At 58.6% G+C, this 19800-nt stretch carries 19 protein-coding genes; 6 read left to right on the top strand and 13 right to left on the bottom strand.

Translation table 11 applies throughout. From position 1 onward, the window contains the following. Positions 1 to 17 precede the first annotated feature (17 nt). Entirely contained in the window at positions 18 to 1253 is a 1236-nt protein-coding gene (locus H9S92_RS09275; RefSeq protein WP_187466352.1) for an IS256 family transposase, read from the bottom strand. A gap of 57 nt (positions 1254 to 1310) precedes the next feature. Then, on the bottom strand, positions 1311 to 2630 hold the full coding sequence (locus tag H9S92_RS09270; protein ID WP_187466432.1) for a M24 family metallopeptidase: 1320 nt from the start codon (positions 2628 to 2630) through the stop codon (positions 1311 to 1313). A gap of 495 nt (positions 2631 to 3125) precedes the next feature. Here H9S92_RS09270 and accD point away from each other — a divergent pair, with 495 nt between their 5' ends. From accD to H9S92_RS09255, 3 genes are all read left to right on the top strand, one after another. After that, positions 3126 to 3983: an acetyl-CoA carboxylase, carboxyltransferase subunit beta gene (accD, locus tag H9S92_RS09265; protein ID WP_187466431.1), complete on the top strand. Its 858-nt coding sequence runs from the start codon at positions 3126 to 3128 to the stop codon at positions 3981 to 3983. 25 nt (positions 3984 to 4008) lie between these two features. After that, positions 4009 to 4989: a hypothetical protein gene (locus H9S92_RS09260; protein WP_187466430.1), complete on the top strand. Its 981-nt coding sequence runs from the start codon at positions 4009 to 4011 to the stop codon at positions 4987 to 4989. A 135-nt stretch (positions 4990 to 5124) separates the two neighbouring features. Continuing rightward, positions 5125 to 5706: an FKBP-type peptidyl-prolyl cis-trans isomerase gene (locus tag H9S92_RS09255; RefSeq protein ID WP_187466433.1), complete on the top strand. Its 582-nt coding sequence runs from the start codon at positions 5125 to 5127 to the stop codon at positions 5704 to 5706. Between the two features lie 121 nt (positions 5707 to 5827). On the opposite strand, the gene H9S92_RS09250 is transcribed toward H9S92_RS09255, so the two are convergent. Continuing rightward, entirely contained in the window at positions 5828 to 6013 is a 186-nt protein-coding gene (locus H9S92_RS09250; protein WP_187466429.1) for a hypothetical protein, read from the bottom strand. Between the two features lie 104 nt (positions 6014 to 6117). Here H9S92_RS09250 and H9S92_RS09245 point away from each other — a divergent pair, with 104 nt between their 5' ends. Then, the gene (locus tag H9S92_RS09245) at positions 6118 to 6786 is read left to right on the top strand and encodes a YggS family pyridoxal phosphate-dependent enzyme (protein ID WP_187466428.1); all 669 of its coding nucleotides are present in this window, start codon (positions 6118 to 6120) and stop codon (positions 6784 to 6786) included. 160 nt (positions 6787 to 6946) lie between these two features. On the opposite strand, the gene pncA is transcribed toward H9S92_RS09245, so the two are convergent. The 5 genes from pncA to H9S92_RS09220 all read right to left on the bottom strand — a co-directional run bounded on the left by pncA (position 6947) and on the right by H9S92_RS09220 (position 12495). Continuing rightward, entirely contained in the window at positions 6947 to 7576 is a 630-nt protein-coding gene (pncA, locus tag H9S92_RS09240) for a bifunctional nicotinamidase/pyrazinamidase (RefSeq protein ID WP_187466427.1), read from the bottom strand. A 315-nt stretch (positions 7577 to 7891) separates the two neighbouring features. Next, complete coding sequence (locus H9S92_RS09235; protein ID WP_187466426.1) at positions 7892 to 8599, bottom strand: phosphonatase-like hydrolase; 708 nt, start codon at positions 8597 to 8599, stop codon at positions 7892 to 7894. A 235-nt stretch (positions 8600 to 8834) separates the two neighbouring features. After that, positions 8835 to 10004 (bottom strand): TIGR03364 family FAD-dependent oxidoreductase, encoded by a 1170-nt coding sequence (locus H9S92_RS09230; protein WP_187466425.1) that lies wholly within the window; start codon positions 10002 to 10004, stop codon positions 8835 to 8837. 34 nt (positions 10005 to 10038) lie between these two features. Further along, the gene (locus tag H9S92_RS09225) at positions 10039 to 11136 is read right to left on the bottom strand and encodes an alkaline phosphatase family protein (RefSeq protein ID WP_187466424.1); all 1098 of its coding nucleotides are present in this window, start codon (positions 11134 to 11136) and stop codon (positions 10039 to 10041) included. A 24-nt stretch (positions 11137 to 11160) separates the two neighbouring features. Then, on the bottom strand, positions 11161 to 12495 hold the full coding sequence (locus H9S92_RS09220) for a DUF5690 family protein (RefSeq protein WP_187466423.1): 1335 nt from the start codon (positions 12493 to 12495) through the stop codon (positions 11161 to 11163). Between the two features lie 342 nt (positions 12496 to 12837). Here H9S92_RS09220 and H9S92_RS09215 point away from each other — a divergent pair, with 342 nt between their 5' ends. Together H9S92_RS09215 and H9S92_RS09210 are read left to right on the top strand one after the other, a co-directional pair. Then, on the top strand, positions 12838 to 14433 hold the full coding sequence (locus H9S92_RS09215; RefSeq protein ID WP_187466422.1) for an ArnT family glycosyltransferase: 1596 nt from the start codon (positions 12838 to 12840) through the stop codon (positions 14431 to 14433). Next, positions 14420 to 15091 (top strand): phosphatase PAP2 family protein, encoded by a 672-nt coding sequence (locus H9S92_RS09210; RefSeq protein ID WP_187466421.1) that lies wholly within the window; start codon positions 14420 to 14422, stop codon positions 15089 to 15091. Before H9S92_RS09215 ends, H9S92_RS09210 begins: the two co-directional genes overlap by 14 nt. Before the next feature lie 113 nt (positions 15092 to 15204). Here H9S92_RS09210 and H9S92_RS09205 read toward each other — a convergent pair whose 3' ends face one another. From H9S92_RS09205 to H9S92_RS09185, 5 genes are all read right to left on the bottom strand, one after another. Then, positions 15205 to 15489 (bottom strand): TIGR03643 family protein, encoded by a 285-nt coding sequence (locus H9S92_RS09205; RefSeq protein ID WP_187466420.1) that lies wholly within the window; start codon positions 15487 to 15489, stop codon positions 15205 to 15207. 184 nt (positions 15490 to 15673) lie between these two features. After that, a complete protein-coding gene (locus tag H9S92_RS09200) occupies positions 15674 to 16864 on the bottom strand; it encodes a redoxin domain-containing protein (RefSeq protein WP_187466419.1) in 1191 nt (396 codons plus the stop codon). Between the two features lie 248 nt (positions 16865 to 17112). Beyond that, positions 17113 to 17973, bottom strand: coding sequence for a homogentisate phytyltransferase (locus H9S92_RS09195; protein ID WP_187466418.1), 861 nt, complete (start codon positions 17971 to 17973; stop codon positions 17113 to 17115). 4 nt (positions 17974 to 17977) lie between these two features. Next, positions 17978 to 18826, bottom strand: a complete 849-nt coding sequence (locus H9S92_RS09190; protein ID WP_187466417.1) for a methyltransferase domain-containing protein — start codon at positions 18824 to 18826, stop codon at positions 17978 to 17980. A 39-nt stretch (positions 18827 to 18865) separates the two neighbouring features. Continuing rightward, a complete protein-coding gene (locus H9S92_RS09185) occupies positions 18866 to 19786 on the bottom strand; it encodes a methyltransferase domain-containing protein (RefSeq protein ID WP_187466416.1) in 921 nt (306 codons plus the stop codon). Positions 19787 to 19800: the final 14 nt, after the last annotated feature.

Genomic DNA, 19800 nt, shown 5'->3' with positions numbered 1-19800 from the left:
CGCTGCGCGCCGCCCACCTAGCATTCTAGGTACTTCGTGTACTCCTCTCCGTATTCTTCCATCAGCTCCCGTTGGACGGCTGCGAAGTTACGGACCGTTTTTGCCCAAGCCGGTTTAGTCGCCTGGAGCGTCAGATAAACCTGAATCATCAAGGACTTAGTCGACGGCCAGCTTCCTTTGCTTTTGGTCGCTTTGCGTAAATGACGATTGACGTTTTCCAATGCGTTGGTCGTGTAAATTAGCCGGCGCATCTGCGGACCAAAGCTCATGAAAACCATAAGCTCGGTCCAGTCTTTTTGCCATAAGCGGACTACATGTGGGTATTTATCCCACTTCAACTCAAAGGCCTTGAGGGCTTCTACCGCACCGTCTTCATCCATAGCGGTATACACTGATCGAAGGTCTTTACAGACCTCCCGACGGTCCTTAAAGTCCACCCCGACGACGGAGTTGCGCACCTTGTGTACGATACACCGTTGAAAACGGCTGGCGGGAAAGTAAGTACCAACAGCATCGACCAGGCCTGGCAAGCCATCAGCAATGAAGACTTTGATGTCCTCCGCACCGCGCTCCTTGAGGTCAGCCAACAATACCGACCATTGGGAAGTACTTTCGGCTCCGCGGCCCGTATACATGCTTAAAATGTCTCTGTAGCCATGTACATCAACCCCATAGAACAGATAAGTCGCCACACTGGTAGACTTGCCCTCTAAGCGAATGTTGAAGTGAATAGCGTCCATGAAAACGGCCACATAACAAGTTTGGAGAGCACGTTTCTGCCAAGCCTGAACATCGTCCCATACCTCGTTGACAATGCCCGTAATCGAGGCAGGGCTGATAACATGACCAAACATCTCATGTAAGTGGTTCGAGATGTCTTGGTACGAGTTACCGCGAGCATACAAGGATAGAATCTGTTGGCTCATGTTCGGTGCCAGGTCGTGCTGCCATTTGCCAACGATGGCCGATTCATAAGTACCCATTCTGTCCCGGGACGGACTAATTTCGGTAGGACCAAAATCGGTATTGACCTTTTTATTAGCCCTACCGTTGCGCTTATTTGGCAGCGCATCAGGGTTGTTAGCTTCCAGTTCAAGGTGCTCTCTGAGTTCGGCATTCATTGATTTTTCAATCACATGCTTGATCAAACCAGTGAGGACTCCTTCGGTCCCACCTAGCGGTTTACCCGACATGAGGCCGGTGATGATGTCGGACTCGAAGTCCGCGAATGTTTTGTCTTTTTCGTTTGCCATGACTCAATGTCTGATTTTTATGGCAGACACACATTTTTAAACACCCTCCTCCCCCCCCTACTCCACCAAATACAATTCCTCCTGCCGCCCACCGATGTACCGAAAACCCTCCCCGTCCCAAAAACCGTCCTCTTCCATCATCATGCGGATGTCCGTTTTCCAGGCGTCGAGGTAGACGCGGGTGTTTAGCTCAATGCTGTAGGCGGTGTTCGGGTACAGCGGGTAATCCCCCGTGTGGGGCACGCCGCCCTGCTGGTCCCAGAGGCCGATGGTTGGTCCGGCAGCGTGGCCGTGATAACCGATGGGATGGGTATAGATGGTGGGGCGCAGACCAGCGGCTTTGCCCGCCGCGAGGGCAGCGGCCAGCAACTGGTTGCCCGTCTTGCCATTTTCGAATTGGTCCGTCAAAATGTCCATCGTCTGCATTCCCTGCCGGAAGGCATCGACCAAGTAGGCGGGCGCCGCCGTCTCCCCCGGCCGCAGGACGTAGGCGTTGTGCTGGGTGTCCGTATTGAGCCCGCAGTAGGTGATGCCGAAGTCGCAGTGCAGCAGGTCACCGGGTTGAATGACGGTGCTGCCCGGCCGACTACTAAAGGCATACAACTCCCCGCCTTCGGCGCGCTGTACGTCGACGGTGGGGTGAAACCAGACTTCCAGGCCTAATTTATTGCTACGTTCGCGCATAAACCAAACGACGTCTTCCGTAGTCGTCACGCCGGGCGTAATGATGCGGTTGCTGAAGGCCTCTTCGATGATGGCGTGCGCCACGGCCATCACCTGGCGGTAGACGGTCATTTCGCCCGGCAGGCGGGTTTCGAGCCAGCCCACGGCAAGTTTTTCACCGCTCACCAGGCGGTCTTGGTACTTGGCGGGCAGGCTGCTGCGGAGTTTTTCGTAGTGGTAGGCCGAAATGCCGTCGGCCAGGCCAAAGTGCTCGCTGCGGTTGACGGCGATCTTTTGCGGGTCGCGCTCGGCGATGAGTTCGGCCAGGCGGGCCCACTGGTCGGGCTGTGCCTCGGGGTCCCAGGCCTGCTTGAAGACGTCGCCCACCGCGTAGCGCGCGCAGGCCAAAGTCTCCAATTCCTTGTCCGGTCCGGGATCGTGGATCAGTAAAATGGTGGTGCGCCGCGCCCCCATCCACTTGCTGGGAAGCATCGTGTTGAGCACCGGGTCCTCGTTGTATTCCCGGCTGATGATCACCCAGGTATCGATGCCCTCGCGGCGCAGCAGGTCGGGCAAAATCGTCTTCGCGCGTTCCTGCAGCCAGGCGTCGCGGAGTTCCCCCTGCCGTTGTAAGGACAGCAAGGCGGGGTAGTCCGCAGGTTGCGCAAAGAGGAAGGAGGTATTCAGCAGCAGAAGGAGAGACAAAAGGCGCATGTTGGCAATTTTTTTTGGGCGCTAAACGCAGGTGCAAGGTAGGTCGGGGGGAGCGAAGATTGACTAGGGAGGTCTGTAGTTCATAGTTCATAGTTCATAGTTCAGTAGTGCATGGGGGTGCCAAATCCCTGACCCCGGAGGGGTCCAACCTTAATAACCCCGGATGTAGGACGCAGAGCGTCCGTAATCCGGGGGTCGGGGACCATCACCCGCAGAGCGTCCGTTAACCGGGGGTCGGAACCCGCAGAGCGTCCGTTATCCGTGGACTGGGAACCCGCAGAGCGTCCGTAATCCGGGGACCGGGGACCATGCACCATAACCCACACAGCATCCTCCTCTCCTCCCCCGCCCCAGCTGCTCCCCCTTTGGGGGTCGGGGGGCCAACTAACTCCCCCCTTCGGGGGGTCGGGGGGGAGCACCTGCGGCCGCGCCCACACAAAAGCCCGCCTCGCGTCGATAGTTTTACTTACCTTTGCCCGGATTTAACTGCGAAATATGGGATGGTTTAAGCGGCTTACGAGCGGCATTCAGACGGCAACGCGCAACAAGAAAGACACCCCCGAGGGACTCTGGTACAAGTGCGAGCGCTGCAGCGAAACGGTCACGCGCAAAGAACTGCGCGAAAACCACTACAAGTGCCCCAACTGCGCCTATCACGACCGGATCGGATCGGCGGAGTACTTCGAAATGCTTTTTGACGGATCCTTCGAGGAATACCAGCCCGATATGGCTGCTGCCGACCCTCTGGAATTTTCCGACCTCAAATCCTACAAAGACCGCCTTAAAGCCGCGCAGAAAAAGACGGGCCTTACGGACGCCATCCGCGTGGCCAAAGGCAAGATCAACCGCCGGCCGATCATCATTGCCTGCATGGATTTCAGCTTCATCGGCGGCTCCATGGGCAGCGTGGTCGGCGAAAAAATTGCCATTGCCATCGACGAGGCCCGCAGCTCCCGCACGCCCCTGCTGATCATCTCCAAAACCGGCGGGGCCCGCATGATGGAGGCCGCCTTCAGCCTCATGCAGATGGCCAAAACGAGCGCCAAACTCAGCCAGTTGGCCAAAGCCGGCGTGCCCTACTTCAGCCTGATGACCGACCCCACCACCGGCGGCGTCACGGCCAGCTACGCCATGCTCGGAGACATCAACCTGGCCGAGCCCGAAGCCCTGATCGCTTTCGCCGGTCCGCGCGTCGTCAAAGAAACCATCAAAAAAGAACTGCCCGCCGGATTCCAAACTTCGGAATTCCTTCTCGAAAAAGGCTTCCTAGATTTCATCGTGGACCGCTCCGAACTGAAGGAGCGCCTGGGCGATTTGCTCTACCTCTTCGAACCGGCTAAGAAGGGTGTCTAGTCGGCTGATCGGCATAATCGCCTGTTTGCTGCTCGCCAACGTAGTCAACTACGCCCTCGGGGAATGGCTGGAACGGCAGACCCCCGGCTGGGCCGCACCCCTGCCCCAGGCCGATGGCTCGACGTTCAACACCAGCCGCTTTTTCCAGGCCCGTGCCGATACCGCCTTAGCGACCCGCCCCGACGCCGAGGCCCTGCTGGATTATTACACTTATCTCGACCAGGGCGGCAGCCAGGCCTACCTCCGCTGGCAGGCCGCCCGGCAGGAACTCCGCGCCGTCTCCACGCCTTTTCTGCAACGGGCCTTTGCCGTTGCCGCCCAGGCCAACGCCGGAAAATACCTGGCCTTGCTCCTGTTCATCGTCACCCTCCTGTTGCTCTACGGGCGGGGCCTGCGCGAAAGCAACTGGTCTACGCCCCTGCTCTACTTCGCCATCAACGCCGGCACCGCCGCCCTTTTCGGCAGCCTCGTGGCACCGCTGTTTACCGCCGTGATGGCCGGGCTCTGGCTGCTCTATTTCGTTGGCTTGCGATTGTACCTCCCGATTTACCACACGGAGTGGTCCAGGCTCATGCGGCCTTCCCTCACACTTTGCCTCTTCCTGCTGGCGGTGATGGCCTGGCGGGGTCCGCAACTGCTCAGTTACTGGTTCTGGACAAGCCCGCTGTTCCGCCTGGGACTGACGCTGGTCACCCTACTCGCCGTGTTCTTCCACTGGTCCATCCTGGCCACGGTGCTCAAAGCCGCTAAGATGGATCTCACCGCCCGCTTTTTCGCCTACGGTATGCCCCTGGGGACGGCGACGCTGATCCTCGGACTTTTCCTCGGCCTCTACGGCCCCGTAGGCGGAACGGCCCTGGTGCAATTGAACTACGAACTCCTCGTTTTACCTCCGGCCACGGTGAGCGCATTCAACCCCGACGCACCTTTCGTGTTGTTCTTTGCCGGAGTGATGCTGCTGATTATTTCTGGCATCGGTTACTTCATCCAACGCATCGCCAAGTAATGGCTTCCTCATTGTGGCCTAACGACGAATCAATCCACCTTTCATTTCCTACTACCAAAGATGAAACTATTCACCCTCGGCACCCTACTGTGCCTTTTCACGGGGCCGCTGTTGGCCCAAAACCCCTCCAATAAAATGGATTCAATTTCCTACGCCCTGGGCGTTATGCTTTCCGACAACCTCAAATCACAGGGCTTCGACCAGGTCAACCCCGCCGAACTCGCCAAAGGCTTTGAGGAAGGTTTGGCCGGTAAGGCTACCATGGACCGCCAAGCGGCCAACGCCCAGATCCAACGCTACATGCAGCAAAAACAAGAAGCACAGGGTGCGGAAGCCCGCCAGGAAGGCGAAGCCTTTTTGGCCGCCAACGCCCAACGCCCCGAAGTGAAGGTCACCAGCTCCGGCCTTCAGTACGAGATCCTCAAGGAAGGTACGGGAGCCTCCCCCACCGCCACCGAAACGGTAGAGGTCCACTACCACGGCACCCTCATCGATGGCACCGTCTTCGATAGCTCCGTAGACCGTGGCGAAACGATCTCCTTCCCCCTCAACCGCGTCATCGCAGGCTGGACGGAAGGCGTCCAACTGATGAAGGAAGGCGCCAAATACCGCTTCTTCATCCCCTACAACCTCGCCTACGGTGCCCGTGGCTCTGCCCCCAAGATCCCCCCTTACGCCGCCCTAATCTTCGACGTAGAACTCTTCGAGGTCAAGTAAGCCACCCTCAACCCCGGAGGGGTCCAACCTCAATAACCTCGGATCCAGTGCACAAAAAAGCCGGCATCCTCCCCCGCAGGGAAGATGCCGGCTTTTTTTGCGATAAACCTACGGCGTGGGCTCAGGCTTTGGCTACGGGAGCGACCACGATTTCCTTGGCCGGGGCCTCGCGGAAAAAATCGGGCACTTGCTCCAGCAGGCCCGCTGCGTAGGCAAAGGAGGCCAGCAGACCAAGGGTAATCAGAGCGGTAAAAACGCGGGCCTGGCGGCGACGGCGGCGATCGTTAATTGCGGTGCGGTAGTTCATCTCTCAGCGGTTAGGTAAATACTTGTGGGATAAACGAAACAACTCCCCCACCCTGTATATTAGTTTGCCAGGAAATCCTAAATCAGTGTTAGCAAAAAGCTATTATGTCCGTAAACACAGCAAATTACCGCGCCATCCTGGCTGAAGTCAACGCCGCCGGAGCCCATCTGGTGGCCGTATCCAAAACCCACCCCGTGGAAGACATCATGGTCCTCTACGAACTGGGGCACCGGGATTTCGGGGAAAACCGCGTCGCCGAACTCCTCGAAAAACAGGCGGCCCTGCCTAAAGACATCCGCTGGCACTTCATCGGCCACTTGCAGCGGAATAAGGTTCGCGACCTCGTCCCCTTCGTTCACCTCATCCACGCGGTGGATAGTGTACGGCTGTTGCGGGAAATCGATAAACAGGCGGGCTTGGCCGGACGTGAGGTACGGGTCCTGTTGCAGTTCCACATCGCCGAAGAAGAAAGTAAATATGGCTTCGATCCAGAACAGCCCGAAGTCCTCTTGTCCGAGCTAAATACCACACCCCTTATCCATACCACGATTGCGGGCGTGATGGGCATGGCCACCTACACCGACCACGACGAGCAGATTTTTCTGGAGTTCAGCCGCCTGGCCGAAGTCTTCCGTTTCCTCAAAAACAAGGCTTTTGCCGCCAATCCCCACTTTCTAGCCCTGAGCATGGGAATGTCCGGAGATTACCCCATCGCCCTGCAACTGGGCAGCACCCACGTGCGGGTCGGGAGCCTGCTCTTCGGGGAACGTTAGATTAACGTGAGGTGGAGTCCTTGCAATAATCAGCAGTAATTGGTCTTCAAAAGGTAGTTCTGTAGTTCAGTAGTTCGGTAGTGCTAAAAAACCATTGTGATCTAAGCATCTGAAAAGGAGCGAATTTCTACGTTGCCTCCCCTTCAACCTGAAGCTATTTTCACCCGAGGAGTTCCGCAGAGCTGGTCAACACTACCCCCGCCGCCGCCATCTCCGCTATGGCGCGGTCCACGTCGCCCGGCACCAAATCCACGCCCCGGCAGGCATCCACCACCAGGCAGGTGCGAAATCCCTCCCGCAGCGCATCAAGGGCCGTGAATTTTACGCAGTAATCGGTAGCCAGGCCCAGCACGTGCACCTCCTCAATTCTGCGCTCCCGCAGCCACCCGGCGAGGCCGGTTGCCCTGCGGTGACCGTTGTCGTAAAAGCCGCTGTAGCTGTCAATCGTCGGGTCGGTGCCTTTTTGAAAGACTTGGGTGATGCCTTCCGTCCGCAGTTCGGAGACAAATTCCGCGCCCCAGGTGCCTTGCACGCAGTGGATGGGCCAAAGCACCTGGGGCAAGCCGTGCAAATCAATTACCTGCCCGGGTTTGCGCCAGGGGTGGTTGGCGGCAAAGCTCTGGTGATCGGCCGGGTGCCAATCCTGGGTGGCCACTACTGTCCGGTACTCCCCCATCAGCCGGTTGGCCAGCGGCACTATCCGGTCGCCTTCCGCCACCGGCAGCATCCCCGTGGGCATGAAATCAACCTGCAGGTCCACCAGAATCAGGGCAGTAGTAAGGCCTTGCATCTACTTAGCTTTTATTTCAAGCAAAGATAAGTCCCCACGCGCAGGTGCGCAAATTTCTCTCTCTTTGGGGCGCGGGCGCAGGTGAATAGGAAGCCTTGAGGAGCAAGGTATTGTCGCGGCTTCAGCCCGACCTCTCCCACCGGAAGGTCTTGTCGCGGCTTTAGCCCGACCACCTTTCCGGCTTCAGCCCGACCTGTCCCACCGGAAGGTATTGGCACGGCTTTGGCCCGACCTCTCCCACCGGGAGGCGAAGTCGCGACTTTAGCCCCACCTGTCTCGCCAAGAGGTAATGCCGCAGCTTCAGCAAGCAAAGCCTCACTCGCCAAAGCAATGCTTCAGCATCGGCACCTCCAGCAAAGCCGGCAGACCATCCACCACCGCATCCGGGGCCGCCCGCCAGAGCTGCTCGGCCGTCTGCGCTCCCGTCGTGACGCCAGCGGTAAAGCCACAGCCCGCGTTCTTGCCCTCGGCAATGTCGATGGCGGAGTCGCCTACTTTCGCGACAATGCGCGGGTCAGTAACACCGGCCAGCTCCATGGCCCGCAAAATCATCGCCGGGTGGGGTCTTCCTTCCTCTACGTCAGATGCCGTTACCAGGTGGTCGTATTCCTGCCCCACTGCCCAGCCCATCTTCCGCAGCAACAGTTCTGCAGTAGCCCGGTCGTAGCCCGTATTCAGGGCAACCCCAATACCATTTAGTCGCAATTTCGCCAGGAAAGCCTCTGAGCCCCGATAGGCCGTAACCACCGCTTGGGCGTAGGCCTCCGCCAGCATTTCGCGGAAGCGGGCGTGGAGGTCTTCCGCCGTGGCATCCGACTCCGGCGTCCCAGGATACATGGCCGCCAGAATATCCCGAGTGGCTTGCAGCTTTTCTTTGCCCGCGCCGTGTTCCAGTACGTCCGCCAGGCTTAGTTGGGGGAACCCGCCGTTGGTGAAGGCACGGTGCAAGGTCTTGTAGACCAGGTTGTCTTCGTTGACCGTCGTCCCCGCCATATCGAAGACGAATAGTTGAATGTTTGTCATGCGTTTTTTGCTTTCTGCGAGTAGTTGGAAATGCGGCTAGAGCTATTAGGAAACGTCAGGTTTGGGGTGTTTTCCCTGATTTTCAGATGGTTAGATAGCCGTAGTTTTTAGTTCGGTAGTTTTCTACCTCGGTATTGGACAATGCCCCATTACCGAACTACAAAACTACCGAACTGCCTTCCAAGAGCCGTTGAAGACCAGTTGACTGTGATGATTACAAGGGCTCAGCCTCGCGTTAGGAGGGGTACAATTCCTTGATGTGCGCCTCCGCGTAACCCGGGCCAGCCGTCATTCCCTTGCCCCCAATGCCCGTTACTACGTGAATCCGCCCGTCGATGGTCTCGTGATAAATGTCTTGCGTAGCGCACTGGGCGTAGTAACCCGTCCAAGTCCGCTGCAACTCCCAAGTAGGGAGAGCAAAGATTTTCTGGGCTTCGCGGATCATGTAGTCGTTCACGGGTGAGTAGGCATCAAATCCGAGTTGGTCGGCGGCGGCAGCGGCGGCGTACTCGTGGCTGTCGCCGAGGATAAAGGAGCCATCGGGACATTGCTTGAACAGAATGTGGATGCTCCATTTTTTCCAGTAGGCCCCAGGGTCTTCGCTGGCCTTCACGCTGGCCCAGGAGGGGCAATCGCCAAAGGCTTCGTAGCGGCGGATGCTCAACCCCGTGAGGATGTTGCCCGGTACGGCTGGCCCGTTGGAAGCGGCTGTTTGAAGCATCTGTAGCTTGACGGTCACGAGGTCGCTGGCGGCAAAACGCTCGGGAAAAAGCAGCTTAAACTCGGTGCCGGAACAGACGATGGCGCGGTCGGCACGGTACTCATTGCCCCGGGTGTCCTTGGCCCAAACGTGGGTTTCGCCGCCCATTCCACGTACCTCCAGGTCTTTGATCGCCGTTCCGGGTTGGTAGCTCAGGCGTGCGTAGCGGTTTTGGAGGTAGGCCAGCACGCGGTGGATCATCTCCCGGGCTTCGACCGTGATTTCCTCTGGAAAGAACAGGCCGCCGACGCAGTAGTCGGCCCGCAGACCAGGGTAGCGCGCCAGACATTTATCCCGACTGAGCAATTCGCTGGGGTAGCCATTGGCCCGGTTGATGTCCCACAATTCTTCCAATAAGCGCCATTCTTCCGGGTCCGAGGCCAGGTAAACCGAGCCGTGGTGCCGCACGCTAATATCCGTTTCCTGTTGCAAAGCCTTGTAGATCGCCAGGCTCCGTCGGCCGAAAGCTTGCCACTTCGGGGTCATGCCCGAAGGAACGACCTGCCCGAAATTACGTACCGAAGCGTTCTGCGGCGCTGCATCGCGCTCGCACAGGCGCACACTCAGCCCCAGCTCCAACGCCGCCTTAGCGTGAAAGGTGCCCAGCGTGCCCGCACCAATGATGATCAAGTCCGTTCTCTCCACGAAATATTCCGTTCAAGGTTAATGCTCAACAACCTTATTTCACCGCCCCGGGTACAACAGCCCCGGCATCTTCGTTGGCTTCCTGGAAGTTGTAACCCAGCAAACTGGCTACGGTGGCGGCCACTTGCCGTTGGTAAAGCTGGGGTCCGTTTTCGATCATGCCTTTGGCGGGCGTATCTGGGCCGATGATGGCCAGCCAAATCTGGTCCGCACCGGGAATGCTGGTGCCATGGCTTTTCCAATCCGTCATGGGGCTTTCGCCCCGGCCGTGGTCGGTGGTGATCACCACGCTGGTCTTGCCCGCGTAAACGGGGTCGCTTTGCAGAAAGTCCCACAGCTCGCGCCACATTTTGTCGGTGTTGTGCGCGGCATCCAGGTAGCGGTTGTAGCTGCCGTCGTGGGCAAAGTCGTCGGTCTCACCGTAGCTGATGTAGACTACGCGGGGGTGATCGCGGCGCAGGTATTCCATCATGAATTGGTGGGTCAGGACGTCGGGCCGGACGCTCCCCCACAGCAGCGGCGACTGGTCCTGGATGGTGTTCAGGAAGCGTTCGCGTTCGGTAATCCGCTCCCCTTCGGCTTGGTTGTAGCCGGAATTGACGGGAATGCCGCTACGTTGCTCGTTGACGATCCAGTCGAAGACGTCCCAACTGCCAAAAGCCGCCACCCGGCCCCGGAATTCGGGCTTTTCGTGGAGCCACTCCAGCACCGTTTTGTTGGGATTCCACTTTTTATCGTTGGAATTGATGCGGCCATCGGCGTAGCCGGTCAGGATCTCGTTGTAACCGGGGTAGGAGAACCAGTAGCGGTTGCTGCAGTTGACCTTGCTGCCCACCCAGCGGTTGCCGAAGACCTGGCCTTCGGTAGCTAACGTCTCCCAGAACCAAGGCATGAGTTTAGCACGTCTTACCGCTTGGTTGTCAGCCAGATAGACTTCCTTCATGCGACCTGCGTCGGAGGTCAGTTCGGGGTTGGCGATCATACTATCCACTGCACCGCCGAAGAGCTCCTGCCAGCGCAGCCCGTCCATAGTGATGAGGATGACGTTTTCCGTTTGGCGGTCCGCCAGTTGGGCGCGCACGCAGGTGCTGGCCAAAGTCAATAAGAGCAAGGGAAGGAAGAAAGTGCGCATCGTGAAGGATGTTTAAATGGAAGTTCAGTGTCTGGTGGTCAGGAGGGTGGTTGGCGGCAATTCCAGCAGTGGTGGGTTGGCAACTTGTTTGAGGCGGCGTTCCATGGCCCACCAACTCAGGAGGGCGAAGCAGCAGCCCGCCGCCCCCACTACGTAGGACAAAGTAGTGAAAAACGTGAGCCAACTCCTTTCTACCCCGCCCAGGTTTTTCAGTAGTAAGACGCCAACGCTGCCGGCGTATCCACTGGCATCGGCCACGTAGACGAGGAATCCGGCGGTGGCGACCTGCCGGAAAGCGGCAATGAGGCGATCAAAGTAAATGGCATTCAAGGGGACGTAGCCAAGGTAAAGCCCCAGGCCCATCAACACCATCCAATAAGCTCCGTTGAGCCAGCCGACGGAAAAGGCCAGGGTGGCCACGATGATCAGTAGCGTAGAGCCTACAATCAGGGCGTAGTAGTAGCGGAGCGCTTGAAGGTTGTCCTTCACGAAATAACCCAGCACCAAGGTACCCAGGGTGATGAGCGCAATGGGCAGTTCAGCCAGCGTAAAAACGGCCGGTGCGTCGGCGTAGCCCAGTGCGGACCAAATTTCGGCGGCGAAGTTGTCGCGCACGTCTCGGAAGGCCGTAATCAAGACGTAGTAGAGCACAATCCCCGCCAGCCCGGGCCCTACCTTGCGGAGGAATTGCCGGCGATCCTGGGCCGACATCGGTTCCCGGCGGGTGCGTGCCTCGGCGTCGGCCAAGGTTGGGGGCGGTAGGCGCTGCAGCCAGTAAATGAAGCCCAGGAGGGGGAGGAAAAACAGGGCCCCGGTCAGGGCTGGCATCCAGTACATTTCCTGCACCTGCGTGCGCGCCAAAAAATCTTGCATGATCCAGGCACCAACGCTTTTGACCGCTCCGCTGCTGACGATGAAACTGACACAGAGCATCGCGGCCAGCAATTCGGTGGTACGCCGACCTTCCAAGTAGCTGAAAACGATGCCCCAGATCATGCCCAGCGGGAGGCCGTTGCAGAAGAGCAAGACCAGCGCCAGCCAGTGGTTGCCTACCAGGCCAAAACCGACCAGTGCCAGCTCGGCGGCCACCATCAGGCCGATGAACAGGCTGGTGCGCCGCGCGGCGTGCAGACCGGCAATGACCCGGATGCCGATGAATTTGGAGAGCGCGTAGCCACAAACCTGGGCAATGACGAGGGCGACTTTGAAGTCGAGCCCGCCCAGCTCCGTCGCGTCGGTGTAGGTAGCCACGGTGAACGGTTTGCGAAAGGCATACATGCAGAAATAGGCCCCGAAAGCGGCCAGGCCAGCGGAGAGCGTCAGCCACCTATCCCAATGGCGTGGAACCTCGTTTTGCATCGTTCTCTGATTTATCGTGGTGGGAATCCGCGCGCACTAGCTGATGATTAGCGGGTGAGGAGGAAGCTACCTCGCTCCCTGTGGCTGAGATGCAGCGGAGTTTGGGCAAACTTATGGGCGTGGAAGTCGTTAAAAGCCCCTTCTCCACAATCTTCATAATTGTTTAAGGCCGAGCTAACATGCACCAACCTGAGTTGCCTGTGAGGAAACATTGGCGTCGACTTTTCCCGGTGGGACGGCTTGGTAAGGTGTGGTAAAAATTTAACTCAGCAACTCCTTTGCTTAACCAAATCCTAAAATGTTGCTAACCTAAACACCACGCAGCATCCAGACTTTCGCCGCGTGTTATTGCCGCACGCTCTGGAACGCCCTTTATCCCTGCCCGCCTGGCTACTGCCGTTCTTTGGGCTGGTTTTACTATTGGGCTTGGGCGCCTTCCCCATTTACATCGTGGATGAGGCCCGCAACGCCCAGGCCGCCTGGGAGATGTACCGCGAGGGGTCGTGGATCGTGCCCACCTTCAACGGTGGGGTGCGGACGGACAAACCGCCATTGCATTACTACGCCATGATCCTGGCTTACCAGGCGTTGGGGAAGACGGCCCTGGCGGCGCGGCTGGGCAGTGCCCTTTGTGGTTTCCTGACCGCTTTTACCCTCTACTACTTCACCCAGAAGACCTATGGCAAGACGAGCGCTACCCTGACGGTGTTGGTTTATTTGCTGGGTTTTTACGTGCCCTTACAGTTTCATCTTGCCACACCGGATGCTTACCTGGCAGCATTTTTCACTTTGGGGATGTTGGCCTTGCACCAAGGTTTCCAGGACCGGGACCGCAGCTACTTGTACCTGGGCTACGTGGCCCTGGGGGTGGCAACGCTTACGAAAGGCCCCGTGGCCTTGGTGCTGGCGGCGCTGGGCTGGGGTATTTACTGTTTGGCCGACTGGCAACACTTCCTGAGAAACGTTCTGCGTTTGCGGCCCCTGGAGGGCTTGGTGATCGTTTCGCTCGTGGCGTTGCCTTGGTTTATGGCCGTCCACTTTGCTACGGATGGGCTGTTTACTGAAGGCTTCTTTCTGGAGCACAATCTGGCGCGGTTTAGCCACACGAAAGAGGGGCACGGGGGCTCTCCTTTGCTCATTCCAGCCTTCGTCCTCCTGGCCCTGTTGCCCTTTGGCTTCTGGCTGCCGCGGGGACTTTGGGCCCTGCGCGAGCGGGACAAAGGGCTGGCGTGGTTGGCGGGAGCTACGGCAATTGGGGTGGCCTTGTTTTTTGCCATGAGCAAGACCAAGTTGCCCAGCTATCCTTTTCCGGCCTTGGGCTTTGCTGCCATAGTGATTGCTACTTGGCTGCGGCGGTTTTGGCAAGGCCGGGGTGCGCGGCGGTCAGACCACTGGGCTTTTGCGCTGGCGGTATTGGTCTTAGCGTCCGTCCCAGTGGCGGCCTACCTCGGCTTGCGGCAGGATCGGGTGTTGCGGGCCTTGACCCCGCTTTGGTGGCAATTTACGCTGGTGCTCCCCTTTGCGCTGTACGCCATTTGGCAATGGTCGCGCCGGCGATTTACGCGGGGACTGGCGGGTTTGGCACTGGGTTTTTACGCCCTACAGATTTTCCTCTTCGCCAGCTTTTTGCCCCGTTTTAATGCCTTTAACCAGGTGGCAGCGGCAACTCCCTTGTTGGCCTCGGCGCCCGACTTCTGTGCGTTCGGTCGCTTTGCCCCCGCCTACGTCTTTGCTTTTGATGGTCCGATCGTCCGCTACGAAGACGCTGCGGAATTGGCGGAATGGCTGGCCACGGCACCCGATGGGGCGCTGGTGCTGACGGCAGAGCGCTACCTGCCGTCCTTGCCTTCAGACCTGGACTTGCGGGAAGTTTTTCGTCAAAAAGACCTCTTCGAATACCCAACCACCGTAATCTACCGCTACTATGCCCACGAGTAAGACCCTTCGCTTATTCCTGCTGCTCCTGTTTCCGATCCTATTGATTGGCTTAGCCGTTGTGTGGATGACGGAGAAAGGAACGACGGTCCTTTACTTTGCCGCCCACCGGACGGCGTGGGCCAATTACCTTTTCCGCCACTTAACCTACCTGGGGGATGGAGTGATGGTGGGTGTAGTGTGCCTGGTGGCAACGTTGGTGCGTTTTCGCTATACCCTGATGCTGGTGGCCGTTGGCATTGGGCAGTTATTAGTATCCGCCTTTTTTAAGCGGATCGTCTTCGGGAACACCCCCCGGCCGCTGCGTTACTTCGCCGAACAGCTGGAACCGGCGTGGCTAATTAAAGGGGTGGATGTCCATACCAATTACGCCTTTCCTTCGGGGCATACGATCACGGCCTTTGGCTTGGCCTTGTTCATCGCTTTGATGGTAGATAACCGTTGGGTGACGGTGAGTTGTGTGTTGCTGGCGGCCGCGATCGGTTTCAGCCGCGTCTATCTGTTTCAGCATTTCTTGGAAGACGTGCTTACGGGCGCGGTCATTGGAACGGCCAATACGGCCCTCATTTTTTACGCTTTTGCCAACTGGCGCTCCTTCTGGCGAAGTGGTACTTTATCGGCTTCGGTCCTTGGGCGGAGGGGATTGGGGGTTGGGTACTGATGGCGGCTTTGATCAGACCCCAAGGTATTGTCGCGGCTTTAGCCCGACCAGTTCAGTCGGGCTGAAGCCGCGACAATACCCTGCCCCACCACCATCGGGCCTAAGCCCGAAAATTAGTATTTCTTCTTCGCAATCCGGTTCTGGGTAATGATGCGCTGGGCTTTCGATTTGAAGCGGTCCACGCCCGCTTCCCGGAGCTGGGCGTGTTTGGTTTTACGGCCCTGGACGCGCTTGCGCCAGCGTTTCCAGCTGCTCAGTTTCAACTCCCGTTTCATGAGCTGAATGACCTCGGCTTCGCTCAAACCGAATTGGTAGGTGATGGCTTCAAAAGGCGTCCGGTCTTCCCAGGCCATGCCGATGATGCGATCAATGTCTTCGGGGGGGAGTGTTTTTTCCATGGCGATTTCTTGCAGTATCCCGAGGTGGGTAGGGGTAGAAGCAATGGTGAGGGAAATGGTTCATGGGAATTATTCTCGCCTCCCTAAGGCAACGCCGCGGCTTTAGCCCGATCCTAGACCCGGAGGGTCGCCCAATGTTGCGAGGGGATTCATCCCCTCGCTTTAGTTCCAGCAGTGCCCCCAATCAGAAGTAGCGCCCCAACATAGGATGATCCACGATAGCGCGCTTCAGCTCCAGAAAGTCCACCTCCGCCTGGTGGCGGTACACCACCTCTCCACCTGGGGCTACCAGTAAGGTGTAGGGAATGGCACCATTCCACTCAGGATCGATCGCCTCGATGAGTTCGTAGACGTCCTGGCCGGAATAGTGGAGATTTCGGACGGGGGAATGCACCTTCTCCAGAAACTTGAGGGCTTTCTCGTGCTGGTCAGGTTTGTCGGTTGACAGGGAGATGAACTCGAAATCGCGCCCTTCGTACATCTGCTGCAAGACGAGGAATTCGGGGTATTCGCGCACGCAGGGACCACACCAGGTGGCCCATAGGTTGATGAGCCGGAGCTTGGTGCCGGAGTTTTTGACCAATTCTTCCACGCCCGCCAGGTCAATGGATTCCAGACTTACGGGGCGGGCGGCCCATTCGTTGGCGACCTGTTCTTTGTACTCCGTTTTCCAGGCCCACTTGGTGGAACAGCCGAAGGTCTTGGTCTCGGGAGTGGCCACTTCACGACCCGCCAGGAGGTCGTCTACGGCCGCCCGCAGGTCTTCGGCGTTGGCGCTGCCGGGGCGTTCGACTTTGTCTATGCGGCCTACGTAGCGCAGCACCCGGGCTTTGTCAAAAACGAAGGTATGGGGCGTAGCGACCGGGCCGTACTGCAGAGACGCGGCGTGGTCGTCTCCATCGTAGAGGTAATCGAAGTTGAAGGCGGCATCGCGGTGGCGGATGAGCATAGCATCGTAATCGTCGTTCAGGTCCGTGTAACCCAGCTCGTTGTAGAGCAGGCCGAGCGGGCTGTTGGGCGAGATGGCCACTACCCGGACACCCTTCGCTGCGTAGTCCCGCGTAAAGTCCATCAGCCGCTGTTCGTAGGCTTGGGCGGTGGGGCAGTGATTGGCGGTGAAGACCACGACCAGGATCTCGCTATCGGCGTAATCGGCCAGTTGGTGGTAAGCTCCGTCCGTCCCCATGAGTTTGAAATCGGGCGCGGGACTGCCCAGGGCGAGGGTCGGGACCTCCCTGGCCGCCAAAGCCTGGGGCTGGGCGACGAAAGCCGTGGTGTCCGCTGCCCGGTCCGCATCAGCTTCCGGGGCATTTTCCTGGTTTTGACAGGAACACAAGGTGAAGAGCAACAAAAGGACGGGGATAAATCGTGGCATGAACGCTTTTTGGGGTAAGATAAGGAACTGGGCGGAAATCATTGATTACGTCAGGTTGGGGAGATATTTACTGATTGTCAAATGGTTAGATCGCAATGATTCTTGAGTTCGGTAGTAGACAATGCCCCTCTACCAAACTACAAAACTACCGAACTGCCTTCTAAAGGTCGTTGAAGACCAAGTTGTGGTTATTGCTAAGGCCCCACCTTACGTTTGATTGCTCCGCTCTCCTCCCCCACCCCAAGGCCTCAACCCAGCACCGCAAAGACGAGGTACACCCCGAAAAACACGCCCCAGGTCCCCTGGTAAAAGCGGGCGATGGAAGATTGCTCTTCCAGATCAAGGCGGCTCGCCAAAAAACCAAAACCCAGGAGTAAGACGAGCAAACACCCACCGAGTAAGGGCCTACCCAGCCACCAGGCAACGCCCGACGCCACCACCAGGGTGCCGGCCAGTAAAATGCTTCCGGCACCGTAAACCCACTGCCGGCTGCGGAGGAGGGTCAAAGTCCGGATGCCGTACACTGCGTCTCCTTCGGTATCGGGGAGGTCCTTAAACCAGGCGATAATGACGCCGAATACCAGGATGACGGCGGTCAGCAGCCAAACCGTCCCCTGCACCTGCGCTCCGGCGCCCAATTGCGTTCGGAAATGCAGGTAAAGCAGCAAATTGACGATGAGGCCACGCACCGCAATGATGCAAAAGGCGGCCCAGAAGTGGTAGCGCTTGAGGCGGATGGGCTCCGCACTGTACACCGTACCGAGAAGCAAACTGCTGAGCACCGTCAGGGGCAAATAAGGCGGGTAAATCAGGCAGCTGAGCACCGCTAAAAGTCCGCAAACACCCACGATGACGCGACCGGTGCGCAGGGAATAAGCTCCGCTGGCCAAGGGCAGGTAGGGTTTGTTGATGCGGTCGATCTCGACGTCCGTGAGCTGGTTCAGGCCCGTGATGTAGACGTTGGCCGCCAGGCAGGAGAACAGGGTCCAGGCCAGCAAAAGATGGTCCGTAGCCCCCGTGAAGCGCACCGCAATGCAGTACAGCGCGACGAGCGAAAGCGTAGTGCCCACCACCGTGTGGGCGCGGGCGAAGCGCAAAAAAGTGATCATCGCCTCAGACTTTAGTGGCCCGTAGGAGGCCGTAGCGGATGGCGCCGGTGGCGAAGCCTTCCTTCATGTACTTCATGGCCCAGGCCCCTTTGACGGTGCTGGCACCCGCCCGTAGCAGACCCGGCCAATTGCGGGGGTCCAGCCCCGAGCGGATGACGGCCCCCCAGAAAGGCTCAACGGCCGCCGACCAATCATCGGTGGCCACGTGGGCAAATCCGGTGCCCTCGGCGGCGGCGGCCAAGTCTGGCACACTCACCAGGGGAGGCAGGTGGTAGAGCTTACAGATGTTATCCAACACCCGTTGATCAGCCGCAGAAAGCGCGGGCGGTACGGGCCGGTGACACCACGTGGCCATGATGAGCCGACCGCCCGGCCGCAAAAGGTGGTGAAAAAGTCGCATCAGCCGGGCTTTATCGGCCATGTGCTCTGCACTCTCCATTGACCAGATCAGGTCGTAGGCATTAGCTGGCTCATTTTCAAGGGTATAGACGTCTTGGGTGCGAATTTCCAGGCGGTCGGCCAGCCGGGCTTCGCTGTTGTAGCGCTGCCCGTTGGCGGCTTGCACGGGGCTGAGCGTCACGCCCAGGCCCTGGCTGCCGGGGTAGCGCATGGCCAGGTGGCGGCTGCTGCCCCCCACGCCACAGCCCGCGTCGAGAAAACGCTCGATGCGGGCGGGAGCCTGCCCCCACTCCAGCATGGCTTCGATCATGTCTACCTGCGCCTGCCGGTGGTCCACCTTGCGGCGGCCGTCGGGGCCGTAGTAGCCGTGGTGCATCTGCTCGCCCCAGGTATTCAGCCACAGGGGTGTGGAAGCATCGTAGAAGTTCCGGATGCGGGTATTGAGGCTGGACATAGGTAAATGGGTTCAGGGACGGGCGGCCGTTGGCGCAACTTAGCGCCGCTTGGCCAGTCGGTTGACAATGAAGATGGTAGCGATGACCCCCACGGCCACCAGAGCCACCTTCTGGTGCTGGTTCAGCGGCTCGGGTTCTTTATCAATGCCGCGTAAAGGCGCGGTGATGCTCGCCACCAGGGCCATGGGGATGAACAGGAATCCGGCGGCGGAACCGGCCAGCACGCGACCAGCCAGCAACATGCCCCGCCCCAGGCTCATGCCTTCCTGTTCGGCATTGACCACGGCCGTCTCGTGTGGAACGGGGGTGTAGGCATAGGGACTTTTTCCCGCCTGCGGTTTGCGGCCGATGATGGCAATGCCGTAGCGTTCGCTTTTTTGCCAGTAGGGCGCTACGTAGGTGTAGTCGATGCGGTCGAAGCCAGCATTTTCGAAGTACTGGTGGTAATCTTCCTCCGGCGGGAAGAGCATCCAGGTGTTGGCAACGAACTTGGAGAAGGGATTGACCGGCTCGAGCGGCCCGATCATGAGCGCCCAGCCCCCGGGCTTCAAAACGCGGTAGGCCTCCAGAATCCCCAACTGGGGGTCGGGCCAGTATTCGATGGAACCGGCGGAAACGTAACGGTCGAACGTATCGTCGTCAAAAGGCAGCGCCTCGGCATCCCCCAGCTGGAAGGTGCAGCCCGCCAGTTCTCTTTTGGCCAGGGCGCGGGACATTTGGTGGGGGCTCTGGTCTACGCAAGTAACGTTCTCGGAGGGAACCCGCCGGACAATGCCTTCGGTGGTAAAACCCGTGCCGGAGCCCACGTCAATTACGCGGAGGGTCTCGGGGTCATCCCAGTAACCGAGGTCGAGCGATTTCTCCCGCATCTTTTCGGTCCAGAAAAGGGGATTAACCAGTTTATCGTAGAAGATGGAGAGGTAGCGGTAAAACCAGTAGGCCTCCTTTTTGTGTTGCATCAGCCGCATTGGAA

The sequence above is a fragment of the Neolewinella lacunae genome (genome assembly GCF_014349155.1).
In the GTDB taxonomy this organism is placed as follows: Bacteria; Bacteroidota; Bacteroidia; order Chitinophagales; family Saprospiraceae; genus Neolewinella; species Neolewinella lacunae.
This window is presented reverse-complemented; position numbering and strand designations above follow the sequence as displayed.

What these genes read in the sequence shown, in the direction of transcription:
- H9S92_RS09275 (WP_187466352.1), bottom strand. Translation starts at nt 1,253, where the DNA reads ATGGCAAACGAAAAAGACAAAACATTCGCGGACTTCGAGTCCGACATC.
- H9S92_RS09270 (WP_187466432.1), bottom strand. Translation starts at nt 2,630, where the DNA reads ATGCGCCTTTTGTCTCTCCTTCTGCTGCTGAATACCTCCTTCCTCTTT.
- accD (WP_187466431.1), top strand. Translation starts at nt 3,126, where the DNA reads ATGGGATGGTTTAAGCGGCTTACGAGCGGCATTCAGACGGCAACGCGC.
- H9S92_RS09255 (WP_187466433.1), top strand. Translation starts at nt 5,125, where the DNA reads ATGGATTCAATTTCCTACGCCCTGGGCGTTATGCTTTCCGACAACCTC.
- H9S92_RS09250 (WP_187466429.1), bottom strand. Translation starts at nt 6,013, where the DNA reads ATGAACTACCGCACCGCAATTAACGATCGCCGCCGTCGCCGCCAGGCC.
- H9S92_RS09245 (WP_187466428.1), top strand. Translation starts at nt 6,118, where the DNA reads ATGTCCGTAAACACAGCAAATTACCGCGCCATCCTGGCTGAAGTCAAC.
- pncA (WP_187466427.1), bottom strand. Translation starts at nt 7,576, where the DNA reads ATGCAAGGCCTTACTACTGCCCTGATTCTGGTGGACCTGCAGGTTGAT.
- H9S92_RS09235 (WP_187466426.1), bottom strand. Translation starts at nt 8,599, where the DNA reads ATGACAAACATTCAACTATTCGTCTTCGATATGGCGGGGACGACGGTC.
- H9S92_RS09225 (WP_187466424.1), bottom strand. Translation starts at nt 11,136, where the DNA reads ATGCGCACTTTCTTCCTTCCCTTGCTCTTATTGACTTTGGCCAGCACC.
- H9S92_RS09220 (WP_187466423.1), bottom strand. Translation starts at nt 12,495, where the DNA reads ATGCAAAACGAGGTTCCACGCCATTGGGATAGGTGGCTGACGCTCTCC.
- H9S92_RS09210 (WP_187466421.1), top strand. Translation starts at nt 14,420, where the DNA reads ATGCCCACGAGTAAGACCCTTCGCTTATTCCTGCTGCTCCTGTTTCCG.
- H9S92_RS09205 (WP_187466420.1), bottom strand. Translation starts at nt 15,489, where the DNA reads ATGGAAAAAACACTCCCCCCCGAAGACATTGATCGCATCATCGGCATG.
- H9S92_RS09200 (WP_187466419.1), bottom strand. Translation starts at nt 16,864, where the DNA reads ATGCCACGATTTATCCCCGTCCTTTTGTTGCTCTTCACCTTGTGTTCC.
- H9S92_RS09195 (WP_187466418.1), bottom strand. Translation starts at nt 17,973, where the DNA reads ATGATCACTTTTTTGCGCTTCGCCCGCGCCCACACGGTGGTGGGCACT.
- H9S92_RS09190 (WP_187466417.1), bottom strand. Translation starts at nt 18,826, where the DNA reads ATGTCCAGCCTCAATACCCGCATCCGGAACTTCTACGATGCTTCCACA.
- H9S92_RS09185 (WP_187466416.1), bottom strand. Translation starts at nt 19,786, where the DNA reads ATGCAACACAAAAAGGAGGCCTACTGGTTTTACCGCTACCTCTCCATC.